The 17,036-nt window shown below is 71.0% G+C and carries 16 protein-coding genes; 5 read left to right on the plus strand and 11 right to left on the minus strand.

The genetic code is table 11. The annotated features are described in order from the left end of the window. Positions 1 to 41: 41 nt before the first annotated feature. From ACFP2T_RS15680 to ACFP2T_RS15700, 5 genes are all read left to right on the plus strand, one after another. Positions 42 to 512 carry a DUF6232 family protein gene (locus ACFP2T_RS15680; protein WP_377422047.1) on the plus strand — a complete coding sequence of 157 codons (471 nt, stop codon included), beginning with the start codon at positions 42 to 44 and terminating at the stop codon, positions 510 to 512. Between the two features lie 160 nt (positions 513 to 672). Next, positions 673 to 2,058 carry an ABC transporter substrate-binding protein gene (locus ACFP2T_RS15685; protein ID WP_377422049.1) on the plus strand — a complete coding sequence of 462 codons (1,386 nt, stop codon included), beginning with the start codon at positions 673 to 675 and terminating at the stop codon, positions 2,056 to 2,058. Positions 2,059 to 2,069: 11 nt separating this feature from the next. Then, positions 2,070 to 3,035 carry a carbohydrate ABC transporter permease gene (locus ACFP2T_RS15690; protein ID WP_377422052.1) on the plus strand — a complete coding sequence of 322 codons (966 nt, stop codon included), beginning with the start codon at positions 2,070 to 2,072 and terminating at the stop codon, positions 3,033 to 3,035. Next, entirely contained in the window at positions 3,032 to 3,934 is a 903-nt protein-coding gene (locus ACFP2T_RS15695; RefSeq protein WP_377422054.1) for a carbohydrate ABC transporter permease, read from the plus strand. The genes ACFP2T_RS15690 and ACFP2T_RS15695 overlap by 4 nt, the downstream gene beginning before the upstream one ends. Before the next feature lie 40 nt (positions 3,935 to 3,974). Further along, entirely contained in the window at positions 3,975 to 4,457 is a 483-nt protein-coding gene (locus tag ACFP2T_RS15700) for a DUF6232 family protein (protein ID WP_377422057.1), read from the plus strand. A 35-nt stretch (positions 4,458 to 4,492) separates the two neighbouring features. Here ACFP2T_RS15700 and ACFP2T_RS15705 read toward each other — a convergent pair whose 3' ends face one another. The 11 genes from ACFP2T_RS15705 to ACFP2T_RS15755 all read right to left on the minus strand — a co-directional run bounded on the left by ACFP2T_RS15705 (position 4,493) and on the right by ACFP2T_RS15755 (position 16,859). Then, positions 4,493 to 4,723: a hypothetical protein gene (locus ACFP2T_RS15705; RefSeq protein WP_377422059.1), complete on the minus strand. Its 231-nt coding sequence runs from the start codon at positions 4,721 to 4,723 to the stop codon at positions 4,493 to 4,495. 123 nt (positions 4,724 to 4,846) lie between these two features. Then, the gene (locus ACFP2T_RS15710) at positions 4,847 to 5,692 is read right to left on the minus strand and encodes an HpcH/HpaI aldolase/citrate lyase family protein (RefSeq protein ID WP_377422061.1); all 846 of its coding nucleotides are present in this window, start codon (positions 5,690 to 5,692) and stop codon (positions 4,847 to 4,849) included. After that, the gene (locus ACFP2T_RS15715; protein ID WP_377422063.1) at positions 5,692 to 6,927 is read right to left on the minus strand and encodes a CaiB/BaiF CoA transferase family protein; all 1,236 of its coding nucleotides are present in this window, start codon (positions 6,925 to 6,927) and stop codon (positions 5,692 to 5,694) included. Before ACFP2T_RS15715 ends, ACFP2T_RS15710 begins: the two co-directional genes overlap by 1 nt. Beyond that, positions 6,924 to 9,002, minus strand: a complete 2,079-nt coding sequence (locus ACFP2T_RS15720) for an SUMF1/EgtB/PvdO family nonheme iron enzyme (RefSeq protein ID WP_377422066.1) — start codon at positions 9,000 to 9,002, stop codon at positions 6,924 to 6,926. The genes ACFP2T_RS15715 and ACFP2T_RS15720 overlap by 4 nt, the downstream gene beginning before the upstream one ends. Beyond that, complete coding sequence (locus ACFP2T_RS15725; RefSeq protein WP_377422068.1) at positions 8,999 to 9,988, minus strand: ribokinase; 990 nt, start codon at positions 9,986 to 9,988, stop codon at positions 8,999 to 9,001. Before ACFP2T_RS15725 ends, ACFP2T_RS15720 begins: the two co-directional genes overlap by 4 nt. Continuing rightward, a complete protein-coding gene (locus ACFP2T_RS15730) occupies positions 9,985 to 11,352 on the minus strand; it encodes an ADP-ribosylglycohydrolase family protein (RefSeq protein WP_377422070.1) in 1,368 nt (455 codons plus the stop codon). Before ACFP2T_RS15730 ends, ACFP2T_RS15725 begins: the two co-directional genes overlap by 4 nt. Before the next feature lie 42 nt (positions 11,353 to 11,394). Continuing rightward, positions 11,395 to 12,519: an ADP-ribosylglycohydrolase family protein gene (locus ACFP2T_RS15735; protein WP_377422072.1), complete on the minus strand. Its 1,125-nt coding sequence runs from the start codon at positions 12,517 to 12,519 to the stop codon at positions 11,395 to 11,397. A gap of 11 nt (positions 12,520 to 12,530) precedes the next feature. Then, positions 12,531 to 13,826: an ABC transporter substrate-binding protein gene (locus ACFP2T_RS15740; RefSeq protein ID WP_377422074.1), complete on the minus strand. Its 1,296-nt coding sequence runs from the start codon at positions 13,824 to 13,826 to the stop codon at positions 12,531 to 12,533. Between the two features lie 97 nt (positions 13,827 to 13,923). Further along, positions 13,924 to 14,793 carry a carbohydrate ABC transporter permease gene (locus ACFP2T_RS15745; protein WP_377422077.1) on the minus strand — a complete coding sequence of 290 codons (870 nt, stop codon included), beginning with the start codon at positions 14,791 to 14,793 and terminating at the stop codon, positions 13,924 to 13,926. Positions 14,794 to 14,796: 3 nt separating this feature from the next. Continuing rightward, positions 14,797 to 15,732: a carbohydrate ABC transporter permease gene (locus tag ACFP2T_RS15750; protein WP_377422079.1), complete on the minus strand. Its 936-nt coding sequence runs from the start codon at positions 15,730 to 15,732 to the stop codon at positions 14,797 to 14,799. Then, on the minus strand, positions 15,729 to 16,859 hold the full coding sequence (locus ACFP2T_RS15755) for a LacI family DNA-binding transcriptional regulator (protein ID WP_377422081.1): 1,131 nt from the start codon (positions 16,857 to 16,859) through the stop codon (positions 15,729 to 15,731). Before ACFP2T_RS15755 ends, ACFP2T_RS15750 begins: the two co-directional genes overlap by 4 nt. Between the last annotated feature and the right edge of the window lie 177 nt (positions 16,860 to 17,036).

Below are 17,036 nucleotides of genomic sequence, written 5' to 3' on the forward strand. Positions count from 1 at the left end.
ATAGGCGGAGCGCGTCGGACTCTGGCGAGGACGTGACGGCGATGACCATCTACTACGACGACCGCGCGGTACGGATCACCTCGGAGCTGATCCGGGTCGAGGGCCGCGCCTACCCGCTGACCGAGGTCGCCCGGGTCTGGCACGTCCGCGGCGGACGTTCCTGGGGTGCGCTCGCCGGTCGCGGCGCACTGCTCGCGGCCCTGGGTGGCCCGCTGGTCGCCGCCGCCATCGGCATCCTGATCGCGGTACGCCTGCACACCTCGGTCACCGTCACGATCGCCATCGTCGGCGTCTCCCTCCTGGTCGGCCTGGCCGCCGCTCCGGTCGCCGACTATCTGCTCGAACACGTCGACCGGAGCTACAGCCGGGGCGCACACCAACTGGAGATCTGGGCCCAGTGGCGAGGTACGCCGGTCCGGCTGCTGGCCACCGGTGACGCGCTGCGGTTCGGCCAGATCTACCGGGCCCTGGAGCGGGCCGTCGAGCAGGCCGCGATCCCGGTACGCCGCTGACCGCCCCGACCGCCGGGTACGGGCCAACAGGGCCGGACATCAGTTGATCTAAGTCCTTGACTGTCTCGGGCGGCGCCTCCTACTGTTGCGGGCAGGTTTCGTGCGCGGATCGGCTGCGAAGCGGTGGTCGGTCCCACCCGCAGCGGCGCGAGGAGACACGATGGCTAATCCGCAGCACGACCAGAGCGTCCCGGCAGCGATCGCCCGCTCCGCGCTCCTGAAGCCGAGCGCAATCCTGAAGCCGACCGCGCCACCGCACTCGACCGCGCCACGGCAGGCGACCGCGCTGACCCGGCGCCGGTTGCTCGGTGGAGCCGCGTACACGGCCGGCGCGTTGGCCCTGCCCGCCGGACTGGCCGCCTGCGAGAAGCCGAGCACCGGCGGCGAGGGCGGCGGAACGGTCACCTTCGGGTCCAACTACTCCGACGAGGTGCCCAAGAGGGCGATCGCCGAGGTGATGACGGCATCCGGCCTCGACGTACGGGTCAACACCGTCGACCACAACACGTTCCAGGAGAACATCACCCGCTACCTCCAGGCGACCCCGGACGACATCTTCAGCTGGTTCTCCGGCTTCCGGATGCAGTACTTCGCCGCCCAGGGACTGGCCACCGACATCTCCGACATCTGGCAGTCGATCGGCGGCGAATTCTCGGCGGCGATGAAGAAGGCGTCGACCGGCAGCGACGGCAAGCAGTACTTCGTGCCGTTCTACTACTACCCGTGGGCGGTGTTCTACCGGAAGAGCCTGTTCCAGGAGAAGGGTTACCAGATCCCGAAGACCTGGGACGACTTCAAGGCGCTGGCCGCCAAGATGAAGACCGACGGGCTGATCCCGATCGCCATGGCGGACAAGGACGGCTGGCCCGCCATGGGAACCTTCGACTACATCAACATGCGGGCCAACGGGTACGACTTCCACGTCAGCCTGATGGCCGGCAAGGAGTCCTGGGAGGACAGCCGGGTCAAGCAGGTCTTCGCGCTGTGGCAGGAGCTGCTGCCGTACAACCAGCCGGGGGCGAACGGGCGGACCTGGCAGGAGGCGGCGCAGTCGCTGGGCCAGAAGCAGACCGGGATGTACCTGCTGGGGATGTTCGTCGGGCAGCAGTTCCAGGGCGAGGCAGCGGCCGACCTCGACTTCTTCCCGTTTCCGCAGATCGCCGAGGCGCACGGCCAGGACGCGGTCGAGGCGCCGATCGACGGCTTCATGATCTCCAGCAAGGTGAAGAACCTGGACGGGGCGAAGGAGTTGCTCCGCTACCTGGCCAGCGCCAAGGCGCAGAACGCGTACCTGCGCAGCGACCCGAACAACGTGGCCACCAACGACTCGGCCGACACCAGCGGCTACAACGGCTTGCAGAAGAAGGCGGTCGAGCTGGTCGGCGGGGCGAAGCAGATCTCGCAGTTCCTCGACCGGGACACCCGGCCGGACTTCGCCTCCACGGTGATGATCCCCTCGTTGCAGAGCTTCCTGAACTCACCGAAGGACGTGGACGGGCTCTGTAAGCGGATCGAGTCCCAGAAGAAGACGATCTTCGCCTCCTGAACGCGGGCCCGGTGAACCCGATCCCGACGGCACCGCCCGTCGACTCTCCACCGGCGCCCGACGGGGCCGGACCGCCGACCCGGCGCCAACGCCGACGCCGACGCGTCGGCCGGTTCACCCCGCGCGACATCGCGGTCATCGGGCTGCTGCTCGGCCTTCCGCTGCTGCTCGACCTGGCGCTGATCTGGGGCCCCGCGCTGGCCTCGATCGGGCTGTCGTTCACCTCCTGGAACGGCATCTCCGAGATCGAGCCGGTCGGGCTGGACAACTACGTCAACATCGTCAGCAACTATCCGCCGTTCTGGCCGGCGGTCCGGCACAACCTGCTCTGGCTGGCCTTCCTCGGCCTGGTCGCCACCCCGTTCGGGCTGTTCCTCGCCGTGCTGCTGGATCGGGAGATGCGGTTCACCCGCTTCTACCAGACCGCCTTCTACCTGCCGGTGGTGCTCTCGCTCGCGGTCGTCGGCTTCATCGCGCAGCTCATCTTCTCCCGCGACTACGGGGCGGCCAACGCGATCCTCGGCCGGACCGACAACCCGATCGACTGGCTCGGTGACCCGTCGATCAACCTCTGGTCGGTGCTGCTCCTGGTCGGTTGGCGGCATGTCGGGTACGTCATGCTGCTCTACCTCGCCGGGCTCAAGGCCGTCGACCCGTCCCTCAAGGAGGCGGCCGCGATCGACGGCGCGGGCGAGGTGCAGACCTTCTTCCGGGTCGTCTTCCCGGCGCTCCGCCCGGTCAACGTGATCGTGCTGGTGATCACCGTCATCGAGGGGCTGCGGGCGTTCGACATCGTCTACGCGATCAACCGGGGACGCAACGGGTTGGAACTGCTCTCCGTACTGGTCACCGACAACATCGTCGGCGAGGCCAGCCGGATCGGGTACGGCTCGGCCATCGCGGTGATCCTGCTGCTCATCTCCACCGGCTTCATCGCCGTCTACCTGGTGCAGGTCTTCCGCCGGGACGAGGCGTGAGCGGCCCGGCCCGGGTCACCGGGCCCACCACCCGCCGACGCCCGGTCAGCCCGCTGCGGGTGGTCATCCGGATCTTCCTCTGGGTGGTCGCGCTCGGCTGGCTCGTACCGCTGCTGCTTCCGCTGTACGCCTCGCTGCGGCCGTACGCGGAGACCGCCGCCGAGGGCTACTTCTCGCTGCCGCGCACGCTCAACTTCGACTACTACGTGCAGGCGTGGCGGGGCGGCAACCTGCCCACGCACTTCCTGAACACCCTGCTGGTCGCCGTACCGGCCGTGCTGCTCACGCTCTTCTTCGCCTCGTTCGTGGCGTTCCTGATCTCCCGGCGTCGACTGCCCGGCGGCAAGGTGCTACTGATCGGATTCACCGCCGGCAACCTGCTCCCCCAGCAGGTGGTGCTGACCCCGGTGTACCTGATGTACACCAAGCTGCCGCTGCCGTGGTGGATGAGCTGGCCGTCGGAGCTGGTCTACGACTCGTACTGGGGGATCATCGCGATCCACGTGGCGTTCCAGACCGGCTTCTGCGTCTTCGTGCTGAGCAACTACATGGACACCATCCCCCGAGAGCTGATCGAGGCGGCAACCGTCGACGGCGCCGGGGTGTGGCGGCAGTACTGGCAGGTCATCCTGCCGCTGGTCCGGCCGGCGCTCGGCGCGCTCGGCACCCTGGAGTTCGCCTGGATCTACAACGACTTCCTCTGGGCCGTGGTGCTGATGTCCACCGGGGACAAGCTGCCGGTGACCAGCGCGCTGAACAACCTCCGGTCGGTCTACTTCACCGACTACAACCTGCTGGCCGCCGGCTCGATCCTGGTCGCACTTCCGACACTGATCGTCTTCTTCGTCCTCCAGCGCCAGTTCGTCTCCGGTCTGACGCTGGGCGCCAACAAGGGCTGACCGTTCGCCGGAACGTTGACAGCCGCGCTTTGCTGGAGTGGTGACGCTCTACTACCGCGACGACACGGTACGGGTGACCTCGGAGGTCATCCACGCGAACGGGCATTCCGTACCGGTCTCCGAGGTGGCGTACGTCTGGCATGCCCGGGGGCCTGGCTCGGCCCGGACCCGGGGGCGGCTCGCCGGGCGGGGCGTACTCATCTTCCTGTTCTCGATCCCGCCGCTGGTCGCGATGGTCTGCGTGCTGTCGCTCGCGTACTCGGCCCAGGACCGGGGCGAGTGGAAGCTCGCCGCGCTCATCCTGGCGGTCTGTGTCGTCGGAGCACTCGCGCTGTTCCCGTTCCTGGAGCTGCCGCTGTACTGGCTGGACCGGTCGTACGAACGCGGCAGCAAGGTGCAGGAGCTGTGGGTGCAGTACCAGGGTCAGGAGATCATGTTGCTCCGTAGCTCGGATGCGCTCCGGTTCGGCCAGATCTACCGGGCCGTCCAGCGCGCCATCGAACAGAACGGCGGCGACCATTGACCCCCCGACCCGGGCAACCGCCAGAGCTCAGTCTCCTACGAAGCCGGGCCTTCGCCCAGGAGTTCACGGATGGGTTGGCTGGCAAGTTCCCTTCTGAGTCTTCCGGCCTGCCGGGAGTTGAACATCGCATCCGCAAAGGGGAGAAGACTTCCCAGGAAGGGAAACTCCTCCTCGTCCACATGTTGAAGAGTCGCCATCCAGTCCAATGCGTGAGATGCATACGTCAGGATCTCACCGGTCTCTGCACGAACCTGGACGTCAATCACCCATCACCTCGTTACTCGGGCCAAAAGCCCGTAACGTTGCCGTTCTTGACCCATACTGCAATTGAATGCAACTCATTCCCGTTCTTGTCGTACCCAACCGACGACCGACGACCGACGAGAAAGCTAGTCCGACGACCGGTCCGGGTCGGCGGCGGCGTACCGCGTCGCCAGGTCGACCGTGCGTCGGGCGGCGGCGACCATCGCCCGGTCGGCGAACCGGCCGTCCGGCAGCACCACCGTGCCGGAGTCCCGGGTCTGTGCCTCGGCCACCGCGTCGAGCAGTTCCCGGGCCCGGGACACCTCCTCCGCCGACGGTCGGAACGCCGCCACGATCACCGGAAGCTGCCGGGGATGGATGGCGGTCCGGCCGACGAAGCCGAGTCGCCGGCCGAGCGCGCAGGAGTCGGCCAGCCCCGCCAGGTCGGCGACGTTGGCGTACACCGGCATCGTCGGCGGTGGCAGTCCGGCCGCGCGGGCGGCGACCACGATCCGGCCCCGGACCCAGCCCAGCCCCTCCTCGGTGGTCACGCCGAGATCGGAGCGCAGGTCCGCCTCGCCCAACCCGATCGAGGCGACCGCCGGATGCGCGCTCGCGATGTCGTACGCCCGCTCGACGCCGAGCGCCGACTCGACCAGCGGATGCAGCGGCGCCGACACCCGCTCGGCGAGCGCCCGTACCGTCTCCGGCGACTCCACTTTGGGCAGTCGCAGCCCGGCCAGCCCCGGTGCCGCGGCGACCACGTCGAGATCGGCGGCCACGTCCGGCCCGGTCAGCTCGTTGACCCGGACGAAGACCGGCACCCGATGGGTACGGGCGACGAACTCGGCGACGGCGTCCCGGGCGTACGACTTGCGGGCCGCCACCACCGCGTCCTCCAGGTCCAGGATCACCGCGTCGGCACCGGAGTCGATCGCCTTGCCGAACCGGTCCGGGCGGTCACCCGGCACGTAGAGCAGGGAGAGCAGCATCAGATCGCACCTCCCGCACGCAGTTCGGCGATCTCCTCGGCGGTGAAACCGAGGCCCGTCAGCACCTCGTCGGTGTCCTGCCCGTGCCCCCGCCCGGTGTGCCGGATCTGTCCCGGGGTCGCCGACATCCGGAACGGCACGTTCTGCATCCGTACCGGCCCGAGGTCGGGGTCGGGTACGGACACCGCCGTGCCCAGCGCCGCGTACTGCGGATCGGCCAGGACGTCCCGTACGTCGTAGATCGGCGCGACCGCCGCCTGCGCCTCGGTGAACGCGGCCACCACCTCGTCCCGGTCCCGGGCGGCTACCCAGGCGCCGACGGCGGCGTCGAGAACGTCGGCGTGTGCGGCCCGGCCGCCGCCGGTGCCGAACCACGGCTCGTCGATCAGCTCCGGTCGGCCCACCAGCCGGAGCACCCGCTCGGCGATGCTCTGGGCACTGGTCGACACCGCCACCCAGCGCCCGTCCGCGCACCGGTACGTGTTCCGGGGCGCGTTGTTGTTCGACCGGTTGCCGAGCCGGGGCTGTACGTAGCCGATCTGGTCGTACCAGGTGATCTGCGGACCGAGCATCGCCATGATCGGCTCGATGATCGCGAGGTCGACCACCTGCCCCGCTCCGCCGACGTCCCGGGCGCGCAGCGCCAGCATCACCGCGTACGCGGTCGCCATGGCCGTCACCGAGTCGGCCAGCCCGAACGGCGGCAGCGTCGGCGGACCGTCCGGCTCCCCGGTGGCGGCGGCGAATCCGCTCATCGCCTCGGCGAGGGTGCCGAACCCGGGCCGGCGGGCGTACGGGCCGAACTGGCCGAAGCCGCTGATCCGGGCGATCACCAGGCGGGGGTTGACGGCGTGCAGTTCCGCCGGCCCGATCCCCCAGCGCTCCAGCGTGCCGGGCCGGAAGTTCTCCACCAGTACGTCGGCGTCGGCGACCAGCCGGCGGAGCACGTCCGCGCCCGCCGGGTCGGCCAGGTCGGCGGTGACGGTCCGCTTGTTCCGGCCGAGCACCTTCCACCAGAGGCCGATGCCGTCCTTCGCCGGCCCGTGTCCCCGGGACGGATCGGGCTTGGCCGGATGCTCGACCTTGACCACGTCGGCCCCGAAGTCGCCGAGGAACGCGGTGGCGAGCGGACCGGCGAACAGGGTCGCGAGTTCGACCACCTTCACGCCGGCCAGCGCCCCCGAGGCGCCTGCGCCGCCAGCACCGCCAGGATCGTTGGAGTGGTTGACCGTCATGACGTACCTCCCGCGAACGGCTCGGTCTTCCCGGTTCGACCGGCACCGGACAGGTCGACGCCGGACAGGTCGACGCCGGGCAGGTCGACGCCGGACAGGTCGACGGCGATACGGAACCCGATCGACGGGGAACGGCTCAGCCCGGCGCCGAGCGAGAGGAGCTTGACCGACGCCCCCGGCGGCTGCGGGCCGCCGTCGAGGTACCAGTCCGAGCCGTCGGCCCGGTACGCCGCGCCGCCCTTGACGATCACGAACCGGGTACGTCCGTCGGTGTGCTCGCTCTCGGTCAGGTTCCACACCAGCGGCTCGGCCCGGCGCAGCAGTCCCGCCTCGGCGGCGACCTGCCACTCGTCCTCGGTCGGCAGCCGTGCCCCGGCCCACGCCGCGTACGCCCGCGCGTCCGCCAGCTCCACGTGGGTGGCCGGCGCCTCGGCCGGTCCCGGCAGGCGGTCCTCCGCCCACGGCCAGCGCTCGGTACGCACCGGGCGGTAACCGGTGAGCCGGACGAACTCGGCGTACTCCGCGTTGGTCACCTCCCGCTCGCCGATCGCGAAGCGTCCGAGGTGGACTGTCCGACGCAGGGTCACCGGCTGGTGCAGGCGGGGCGGCAGCGGCTTCCACTCGTCCACGTACGGTGCCTCGCCGTACAGGCCGGTCTCCCGGAGCCGGTAGCGGACCAGCAGGTTCCGTCGTCCCCCGTCGACCGCCACCATCCCCGCCGGTACGTCGGACCGACGCACCACCGGCGCGGCCAGCCGGACCGCCGACCGGGCCGGAAAGAACGGATCGCCGTCGGCCGGTTCGGGGCGGACCGGTTCGGGGCGGGTCGGTTCGGGGCGGACCGGCGACATCTCGGCCGCGCTGGCGAGCACCGCCGCGACGCCACCGGCTGGAAGCGCACCACCGATCGCCACCCGACCGTCGCCGACCGGAGTGACGGTCAGCTCGGTGCCGCCGACGAGGTCGTGGAAGCGGTGCCCCGGACGCTCCCCGGTCACCAGCCACGCTCCCTCGTACGCGTCGCCCCGGTTGACGACCGTCCATAGTGGGATGCCGTCGTGCACCCAGCGCGAGGCGTACACCCCGGTCCCGGGGACGTGGTCGGCGAGCGGCGTCCAGTCCTCGGCGCGCAGCCAGTCGGCGTACCCGCGCTGGACCCGGCGCATCCCCCGGAGCACCGCCCGGTCCCGGTCGTTCCAGCCGACCCAGACCCCGAAGACGCTCTCCCAGACCAGCACCCCGACCCCGTTCAACCAGGCCGAGTGCAGTTCGTCGAGATGACTGCGGTGCCAGCGCCGGGTGTGGTGCAGCACATGCCGCCGCTCGAACCACTTCGCGCGCAACACCCCGGGTACCGCCGAGTCGGCGAACCACTGCGCCCAGGACATCGCGTGGTCGGCGATCCGGGCCAGCGGTACCCGCGATTCGCCCTCCAGCGCGATTCCCGGCCGTACGGCGTCGAGGGTCTTGCGCAGCTCGCCGGCCCCCTCCTTGAGGGTGTCGAGGAAGACGCCGTCCACGCCCAGCCAGCCGGCGAGCGCCGCCACCTCGTCGGCATCGGCCCGAGGTTCCCGGCGGGTGCCGACGTCCCACGGGTTGTAGTCGACGAAGACCCGTACCCCACGGGCCTGGAAGGCGCGGACCACCTCGGGCAGCTCCGGAACCTGCCGGTAGAAGTCGAACTGGTTGCGGTCGTCCAGCCCGATCACCGGGTACGCGTGCCAGAGCACCACCCCGTCGAAGCCGCCGAAGTCCCGCTCCGCGTCGTCGAGGAACTTTTCGACGGTGAAGACCCCGCGCGCGAAGTCGTACAGGGACTCGTCCCAGAGCCAGGCCAGGCAGACGCTGAAGCAGTCCCCGGTGATCTCGTCGTAGTGTCCGCCGTCGTAGGCCAGTCGCCGCCGCGCGTCGGTGCGCCATCGGGCGAGCTGGGTACGCCAGGCGGGCCAGTCCGCCGGATCGTCCGGGGCGGCGAAGATCTTCCCCTCGTCCAGCACCGACAGGTCGGCGGCGGGATCCAGGGGCACCGCCGTCGGCAGGTCGATCGGCCGTGGCACGTACGGGTTGAAGGTCATGCCGCTCCTCCCGGGCCCGCCGGTGACGTCGTCGGATAGGTCCGGGCGTAGAGGGCGTCGATCTCGTCCCTCGTCGGCAGCGCGCTCGACGCGCCCGGCCGCTGGGCGCAGGCGGCGCCGGCCGCGCAGGCCCAGCGGAGCACCGCCGTCACGGCCGCCGGCGGGGCCGGCCCGCGCCGCTGCGCCCAGGCCACCGCGAGGGCGCCGGTGAACGCGTCCCCGGCGGCCGTGGTGTCGACCGCCTCGACCTTCGGCGCCTCGACCTCCAGCCGCAGCCCGGAGCGGTCCGCATACCGCGCCCCCTCGGCGCCCAGCGTCATCACGACCCGGGGCACCAACGCGACCAGCAGGTCCAGCAGCCCGTCCGGTTCTGCGTGCCCGGCCTGGCCGGCGACGACGGCCGCCTCGACCTGGTTGACCACCAGCAGGTCGACCGCGTCGAGCAGTTCCGCCGGTAGCGGCCGGGCCGGCGCCGCGTTCAGCACCACGGTGGTGCCGGCGTCCCGGGCCCAGCCAGCGGCCTGGACCACCGCCGACAACGGCACCTCGAGCTGGCACAGCAGTACGTCGGCCGCCTCGACGGCCGCCCGGTCCGGATCGGCCAGGCTGGTCAACTCGCCGTTCGCGCCCGGGGCGACCACGATGATGTTCTCGGCCGAGGCGTCCACCGCGATCAGCGCCACCCCGGACGGGCCGGGCACGTCCCGCAGGCACCGTACGTCCACGCCCGACTCCGCGAGGTTGGCCCGGAGCTGGTCGGCGAAGCCGTCCCGCCCGATCGCGCCGACGAACGCGCAACTCGCGCCCGCCCGGGCGGCGGCCACCGCCTGGTTGGCACCCTTGCCCCCGGGTACGGTGCGCAGCGCGTCGCCGAGCACCGTCTCCCCCGGTCGGGGCAGTGTCGGCGTCGTCACCACCAGGTCCAGGTTCGTGCTACCCACCACCACGACCCGGACCGGCGCCGGCTCGGTCGATCCTGCTGTCATGACGCCTCCCCAGCGCTCGCCAGTTTCCGGGTACGGTCGGCCAGCTCCGCGAACTCCACCCCGTCGAACCCGGCGACGCTGCTGCGCGATCGACCCCGCAGTGGGGCGGTCCACTCCGCCGGCAGCGCTTCGGCACCGGTCAACGCACCCGTGATCGAGCCGACCGTCGCGCCGGTCGAGTCGGTGTCCCAACCGCCGCTGACCACCGCACAGATCGACCGGGCCAGGTCACCGCGCCCGTACGCCAGCGCCGCGGCGACCAGGGCCGCGTTGTTGCGGACGTGTACCCAGTGCAGCCGGCCGTGCCGGGCGTACAGGGCGTCCAGCACCGACTCCCAGTCCCCGTCCCCGCCCGCCGCAGCGGCACCGAGAGCCCGGGCCTCCCGGACCGTCGCCGCGAACCGGCTCCGCGGCGGCAGCACCGACTCCCCCGCGTCGAGTACGGCGTCCACGTCGGACGCGACCACCGCGGCGGAGGTCATCGCCGCCACCCAGAGCGCCCCGTAGACACCGGCCCGGACGTGGCTGACCGTGGCGTCCCGGTACGCCAACCCGGCCGCCAGGTCCGGTCGGCCCGGACTGACCCAGCCGTAGACGTCGGTGCGGATCTGGGCACCGATCCACTCCCGGAACGGGTTGTGTCGCAGCGCGGTGTCCGGCGGGGCCAGTCCCAGCAGCAGGTTCCGGTACGCCACCCGCTCGGCGGTGAAGACCCGGCCGCCGGGCAGCCAGTCCAACCACGCCTGGGCCACGTCGTACCCGGTGAAGTCCCGCCCATGGGTTTCCAGCACCCGCAGCGCCAACAGCGCGAAGTTGAGGTCGTCGTCCTCCGGCATGCCGTCGATGTTCTCGGCGAGGCTGTTCACCGCGCTGCGCCGGTTCCACGGCCACCGCGCCGCGACCTGCGCCGGCAGCCCGACGGCGGTGAAGTAGCCGCCGAGCGGCCAGCGGCCGGTGGACTCCAGGATCTCCCGGATGCCGTGCCGGGGAATCTTCTCCACCGGCTTGCCGAGCAGGCAGCCGACCGCCCGGCCGAGCCATCCGCCGTGCAGCCGGTCGGAGTCCGGCGGCCCGCCGGGCAGCCCGGACGGAACCGGCCAGGTCGCCCGGATCTCCGCCAGGGTCTGTGGCTCGTCGGCCGACCCGGCGGACGGCAGCGCGTCGCACTCGTCGAGCAGTTCCGCCGCCAACGCCCGCAGCTCCGGCCCGGCCGGCACCGGGGACGCGCCGCTGACCGGCGGCACCGTCGATCCGCCGGCCGCCGCCCACCGCCGGGCGACCGCCGAGACGTCGCGGCCCTCGTCCGCGCTGGCCGCCAACTCGTGCGGCAGCAGATCCTCCGGCTGCACCCAGGTGAGCCTCATCGCCTCATCACCGCCCCCCGGTCGACACGGTGCGCCGGCCGGTCATGACAGACCGGCGAAGCGCTCGGCCCGCCGGGCGAACCGCTCCCGGTCCAGCGCGAAGACCTCGGTCGCCACCTCGGCCAACTGCCGAGCGGGTTCCACCAGGTCGGTGCGGGACGCCTCGGCGACCACCGTCGACCATTCCGCCGGCACCGCCGCCGCGCCGCCGAGCGCACCCGCGACCGCTCCGGCCATCGTCGCGGTCGAGTCGGCGTCCCGGCCGTAGTTGACCGCGCCCAGCACCGCCTTCCGGAAGTCTCCCCGGGCCACGACGAGCATGCCGAGGGCCACCGGCAGCTCCTCGATCGAGTGCAGTCGGCTGGGCCGTCGCGCCCCCAGCCCCGGGCTGCGGTACTCCTCCCCGACCGTGTCGTACGGCGCCACGGCAGCGCGCAGCGGTGCGATCGCCGCACGCCAGTCTGCGTACCCCCGGGCCTGTTCGACCACGGCGGCGATCGCGGCCCGGGTGCCGTCCCGGGCCAGGTCGAGGACGGCGGTCAGCACGTCGTCGACACTCGCCCCGGGCGACATCGCCGCGGCCACGGCCGCGGCGAAGACGGCGGCGGCCTCCCGCCCGTAACTGTGCTGATGGGCACCGGCGATCTCCACCGCCTCGGCGTACGCGCCGGCCGGATCGCCCGCGTTCACCACCCCCACCGGAGCCATGTACATCGCCGCACCGCAGTTGACGATGTTGCCGACACCGCCCTCCCTCGGGTCGGCGTGCGCGTGGTGCAGGCGGGTGACCAGCCACCGCTCCGCGGCGGCGAGGCGGTGGAAGGTCACCCCCTCCCGCTCCAGGTCCGGTATGTAGACCACCCGCTCGATCAGGTCGGGCACCAGCAGGTCCACCACGTCGTACGCGTCGAGGTGGTCCCGCTTCCTCGCGTACGCCCGCACCAGCGCGTGGGTCATCAACGTGTCGTCGGTGAGGTGCCCGTCGCCCTTGTGGTACGGCGCGAGCGGCCGCGCGGTGGCCCAGTCGGCGTGGAAGGGCGGCGCGATGCCGTCCACCCAGCCTCCGTAGCGGGCCTGGATCTGCTCGGGCAGCGCCGTTTCCGTGGCCCCGCCGAGGGCATCGCCCACCGCGGCGCCGACCAGGCAGCCGACCGACTTGTCGAGCATGAGTTCCATGGTTACCTCAGGACCTGCTTCCCGCCGTCGACGAGCTGCGTACCGAGCTGGTCGAGCGTGATCTTGTTTGCGAAGTACTGCTGGAGCGCCGGGGTGGCGTACTTGAGTTTCCACTCCGGGTAGCCGTCGACCATCTGGAACGGCGCCACGGTCAGGTCCTTCGCGCTGTCCGCCGCGACGTCCCAGCCCTGCTTGCCGGTGGTCGCCTTCACCAGTTCCTCGTTGGCCTGCCTACCTGTCGGCACCAGCCAGTCGCCCTTGGCCAGCGCGGCCATGTTGCTCGGGTTCAGGAAGTACTCCAGGAACTGCGCCGCCTGCTTCTGGTGCTTGGAGTCGGCCGACACGGAGAGCGTCTGGGGGTTGGCGGCCTGGTTGGCGGAGATTCCCTTGACCGGCGGCAGGGTGACCCACTCGAAGCCGGGCGGCGCCTGCTCCACCATCTGCTGGCGCAGCGACACCGAACCGGGCAGCATCGCGTACTTGCCGGCGAAGAAGCCCGGCAGGGTGTCGGCACCGCTCATCCCCAGCGCCTCCGGCGAGGCCGTCTTGCTGGTGTAGAGCATGTCGTGGATCCGCTTCGGGATCTCCTTCTCGGCGTCGCCGACCCGGACCTCGGTCCTGCCGCCGTCGGTGTAGAAGTACTTGCCGTCGAAGTTCAGCGCCAGGTTCATCACCCGGTTCGTCGGCGACTTCAGCGCCCAGGCGACGCCGTACTTCCCGGGGCCGGTCAGCTTCTGCGCGTTGGCCTGGAACTCGTCCCAGGTCCAGCCGCCGTCGGCGGGCGGCACCGCGACGCCGGCCGCGTCGAGCAGCTTCTTGTTGGCGATCACGACCTGCGACTCCAGCAGGAACGGCACCCCGGTGACCTTGCCGTCGAAGGTCGCGGTGTCCCAGATCCCCTTGTCGATCTGGCCCTTGAAGTCGTCGGAGAGCAGGCCGGAGACGTCGGCCAGGTAGCCCTGCTTGCTGAACTCGCCGATCGACGCGGCCTCGTAGTGCACGATGTCCGGGGCGTCACCACCCTCGAACGCGGTCAGCAACTGGTCGTGTACGGAGTTCCAGTCGCCCTGGACGTACTCGACCTGGATGTCGGCGTGTTCGGCGTTCCACTTCGCGACCAGGTCCTTGTTGGCCTGCAACGACTCCTTCTGCCACGCCAAACTCAAAAACCGCAGCTTGACCGGCCCGGAGCCCTCTTCCTCCCCGCCCCCGCTGCCGCAAGCAGCAAGAGCCCCCAGTCCGACAACCCCCGCCAGCGCGGCGGCGACGAACCGCCGCCGATTCAATCTATTGAGCACGAGACTTCCCTCCTGTGGTGGGTGGGTGTGTGTGCAAGGAAGGGCCCCCGCTTATCGTTTTCTGTAGAAGAAGGGCCCCTTCTTAACCGATGTGCGTTCATCCCTTCACCGCGCCGGCGAGTGATCCGGAGGCCAGGCGGCGCTGCATGAAGGCGAAGAAGACCAGGCTCGGGATGGTGGCAAGCAGCGAACCCGCCGCCAGCGGACCGAGCCGCGCGGTGCCCTCGATGCCGACAAACCGGGCCAGCGCGACCGGCAGGGTCGCCAGCTCGGGTGTCTTGATCAGCACCAGGGCGAAGAAGAACTCGTTCCAGGCAGAGATGAAGGAGAAGAGCGCGGTCGCGATCAGTCCGGGGGTCAGCAACGGGAAGATCACCCGACGTAGCGTCTGCAACCGGTTCGCGCCGTCGACCGAGGCCGCCTCCTCCAACTCGCGCGGGATGTTCCGGACGAACCCCTGGAGCATCCAGAGCGCGAACGGCATCGCCCAGACGACGTACACCAGCACGAGCCCGGCGTGCGTGTTGGCCAGCCCGGCCTGGCGGAGCACCAGGAAGATCGGGATGATCAGCAGCACGAACGGGAAGAGCTGGGACAGCAGTACCCAGCCCAGGGCCACCGTCCCCAGCCGGGTCCGGAACCGCGCCAGGGCGTACGACGCGGGTGTCGCGATCAGCACGGTCAGCACCGCCGAGGCCAGGGACACCTGGAGGCTGTTCCATGCCGCCCGCCCGAGCGCCTGCTCGGTGAACGCCTGGACGAAGTTGTCCAGGGTCGGGTTGTCCGGTATCAGCGTCGGATGCAGCTTGACCAGCTCGCGGGGTGGCTTGAACGAGGTGGAGAGCAGCCAGACCAGTGGAAAGGCGAGGAAGATCAGGTAGCCCGAGAGCGCCAGGTACTGGAGACTCCGGCTGAGCCGCTTCGACCTCTTCCGGGCGACCGCGTTGGTCGGGTTCGATCGGGTCATCGCTTAGTTCGCCTCCCGGAGCCGGCGACGCAGGTACAACGCGAGCAGCGCCACGACGATCACGACCATCACGTTGCCGAGCGCCGCCGCGTAGCCGTAGTTGCCGTAGCGGAACGCCTCCTCGTAGGCGAAGAGCATCGGCAGCATCGTCCGGCCGCCCGGCCCACCGGCGGTGAGCACGTAGACCAGGCCGAACGAGTTGAAGTTCCAGATGAAGTCCAGCGAGGTGATGGCGACGATCACCGGCATCAGCGAGGGCAGCGTCACGCTACGGAACCGTTGCCAGGCGCTGGCCCCGTCCACGGCGGCCGCCTCGTGCAGCTCGCGCGGCACCCCCTGCAGACCCGCCAGGAGTACGACGGTGGTCTGCGGCATGCCGGCCCAGACTCCGACGATGATCACCGCCGGTAGTGCGGTGTTGAAGTCACCGAGCCAGGTGGTCCGCAGCCCGTCGGCGCCGATCCGGTGCAGGAACTCGTTGAGCAGTCCCGCATCGGGGTGGTAGACCAGCCGCCAGAGGATGCCGACCACCACCGGCGGCATCGCCCACGGTACGACGGCGAGCACCCTGGCCGCGCCCCGGAAACGTAGTCGCTGGTTGAGCAGCAGGGCCAGCCCGAGGGCGAGCAGGAACTGCAGCACCGTCACCGAGAACGCCCAGAGCAGGCCGATCCGGAACGAGCTCCAGAACAGGCTGTCGGAGAGCAGCTCCCGGTAGTTCTCCAGACCGGTGAAGCTGATCGTCACGTTCCGTCCGGCCTCGGCATCGGTGAAGCCGAGGTAGATGCCTCGAAGCAGTGGGAACACCGAGAAGACGAGGACCGGCAGCAGCGACGGAAGCAGTAGTAGGTAGACCGTCCGGCGGTCGGACCGGGCCCGACCACCCCGGGTACGGGTGCCGGAGCCGTCCACCTCCGGTGGCTCGGTCAGCGTGGTCATGCCCGCCTCCCTTCCGTCAGCGACCGCGGGGCCCGCGAGCCCGGTGCCGGAGCCGGCACGGCGGGAACGCTCGGCGCCGGGTCGGCGCGGACGCTCGGCGCCGGGTCGGCGGGGACGCTCGACGCCGGCGCGGCGGGAACGCCCGACGCCGGCACGGCGGGGATGCTCGACGCGCGTACGGCGAGGCTGGGTGCGACGTGCTCGCGACGGGGCGGCAGATCGGGGTCGGCGATCCGCTCCAGCAACAGCTCGGCGGCGCGCCGTCCTCGGGTCGCGGAGCCGAGCGAGACGCTGGAGAGCTGTGGAAAGGCCATCTGCGCCAGTTCGGTGTCGTCCATCCCGACCAGGGCCACGTCCTGCGGCACCCGCCGCCCCTCGGTGAGCAGCGCGTGCAGGGCGCCGACCGCGATCAGGTCGTTGGCGCAGAGCAGCGCGTCGGGGTCGGCCCGGGCGAGCAGCCGGGTGGCGGCGTCCCGACCGGCGGCGTACTGGAAGTCACCGACCTCGATGAGTCGCTCGTCGACGGGGATGCCGTGACCGGCCAGCGCGGCCCGGAACCCGGCGTCCCGGGCCGCGCCCGGGACCGTGTCCAGCGGACCGTTGACGAAGCCGATCCGCTGGCGGCCGGCGGCGAGCAGGTGGTCGACGGCGAGCGCCACACCGGTACGCGAGTCGGTGCGCACGTTGTCGACCGGCGCGTCGTCGGGGAGTTGGCCGACCACCACGACCGGGACCGGGCTGACCACGATCGCGTCGAGGTGCTCGTCGGTGATCCGGATCGGCGAGACGATCATCCCGTCCACGTAGCGGTTGGCGAGCCGCCGCAGCAGCGCGGTCTCGCTGGCCACCTCCCCGCCGGTGGCGTGCACCAGCAGCTGCCGACCGGAGGACGCGACGACGGCCTCGATGGCCCGCATCATCGCCACGTAGACCGGGTTGCCGATGTCGGCGACGGCGAGCGCGACGAGCCCGGTGCGTTGGGACTGCAGAGACCGGGCGATCGCGTTCGGCACGTACCCGACCTCGGCCGCCGCCGCCCGGACCTTGCGGACCGTCTCGGCGCTGCCGCCGATTCCGTTCAGGACCCGTGAGGCCGAGGCGATCGAGACGCCCGCCCGCGCGGCCACGGTATGTACGGTCGGCCGGCCGTCGCCGGAGGGTTGTAAACGTTTACGCCCCATGCACCGAACCTCCACCCCTGACCTGTAAACGTTTCCGGCAGTTTGCTCCGGCAGATCGGGGCCGTCAACCCCCCGTTACGAAAACGTTTCGTTGCTTCCGTGGCGACGGCGAGCCCGGTCGAC

This window comes from Plantactinospora solaniradicis, from assembly GCF_042658085.1.
Taxonomy (GTDB): Bacteria; Actinomycetota; Actinomycetes; order Mycobacteriales; family Micromonosporaceae; genus Plantactinospora; species Plantactinospora solaniradicis.

Bases quoted from the DNA above. Each gene is read 5' to 3' on its own strand.
- ACFP2T_RS15680 (WP_377422047.1), top strand. From the start codon at position 42: ATGACCATCTACTACGACGACCGCGCGGTACGGATCACCTCGGAGCTG.
- ACFP2T_RS15685 (WP_377422049.1), top strand. From the start codon at position 673: ATGGCTAATCCGCAGCACGACCAGAGCGTCCCGGCAGCGATCGCCCGC.
- ACFP2T_RS15710 (WP_377422061.1), bottom strand. From the start codon at position 5,692: ATGCTGCTCTCCCTGCTCTACGTGCCGGGTGACCGCCCGGACCGGTTC.
- ACFP2T_RS15715 (WP_377422063.1), bottom strand. From the start codon at position 6,927: ATGACGGTCAACCACTCCAACGATCCTGGCGGTGCTGGCGGCGCAGGC.
- ACFP2T_RS15720 (WP_377422066.1), bottom strand. From the start codon at position 9,002: ATGACCTTCAACCCGTACGTGCCACGGCCGATCGACCTGCCGACGGCG.
- ACFP2T_RS15725 (WP_377422068.1), bottom strand. From the start codon at position 9,988: ATGACAGCAGGATCGACCGAGCCGGCGCCGGTCCGGGTCGTGGTGGTG.
- ACFP2T_RS15730 (WP_377422070.1), bottom strand. From the start codon at position 11,352: ATGAGGCTCACCTGGGTGCAGCCGGAGGATCTGCTGCCGCACGAGTTG.
- ACFP2T_RS15735 (WP_377422072.1), bottom strand. From the start codon at position 12,519: ATGCTCGACAAGTCGGTCGGCTGCCTGGTCGGCGCCGCGGTGGGCGAT.
- ACFP2T_RS15745 (WP_377422077.1), bottom strand. From the start codon at position 14,793: ATGACCCGATCGAACCCGACCAACGCGGTCGCCCGGAAGAGGTCGAAG.
- ACFP2T_RS15750 (WP_377422079.1), bottom strand. From the start codon at position 15,732: ATGACCACGCTGACCGAGCCACCGGAGGTGGACGGCTCCGGCACCCGT.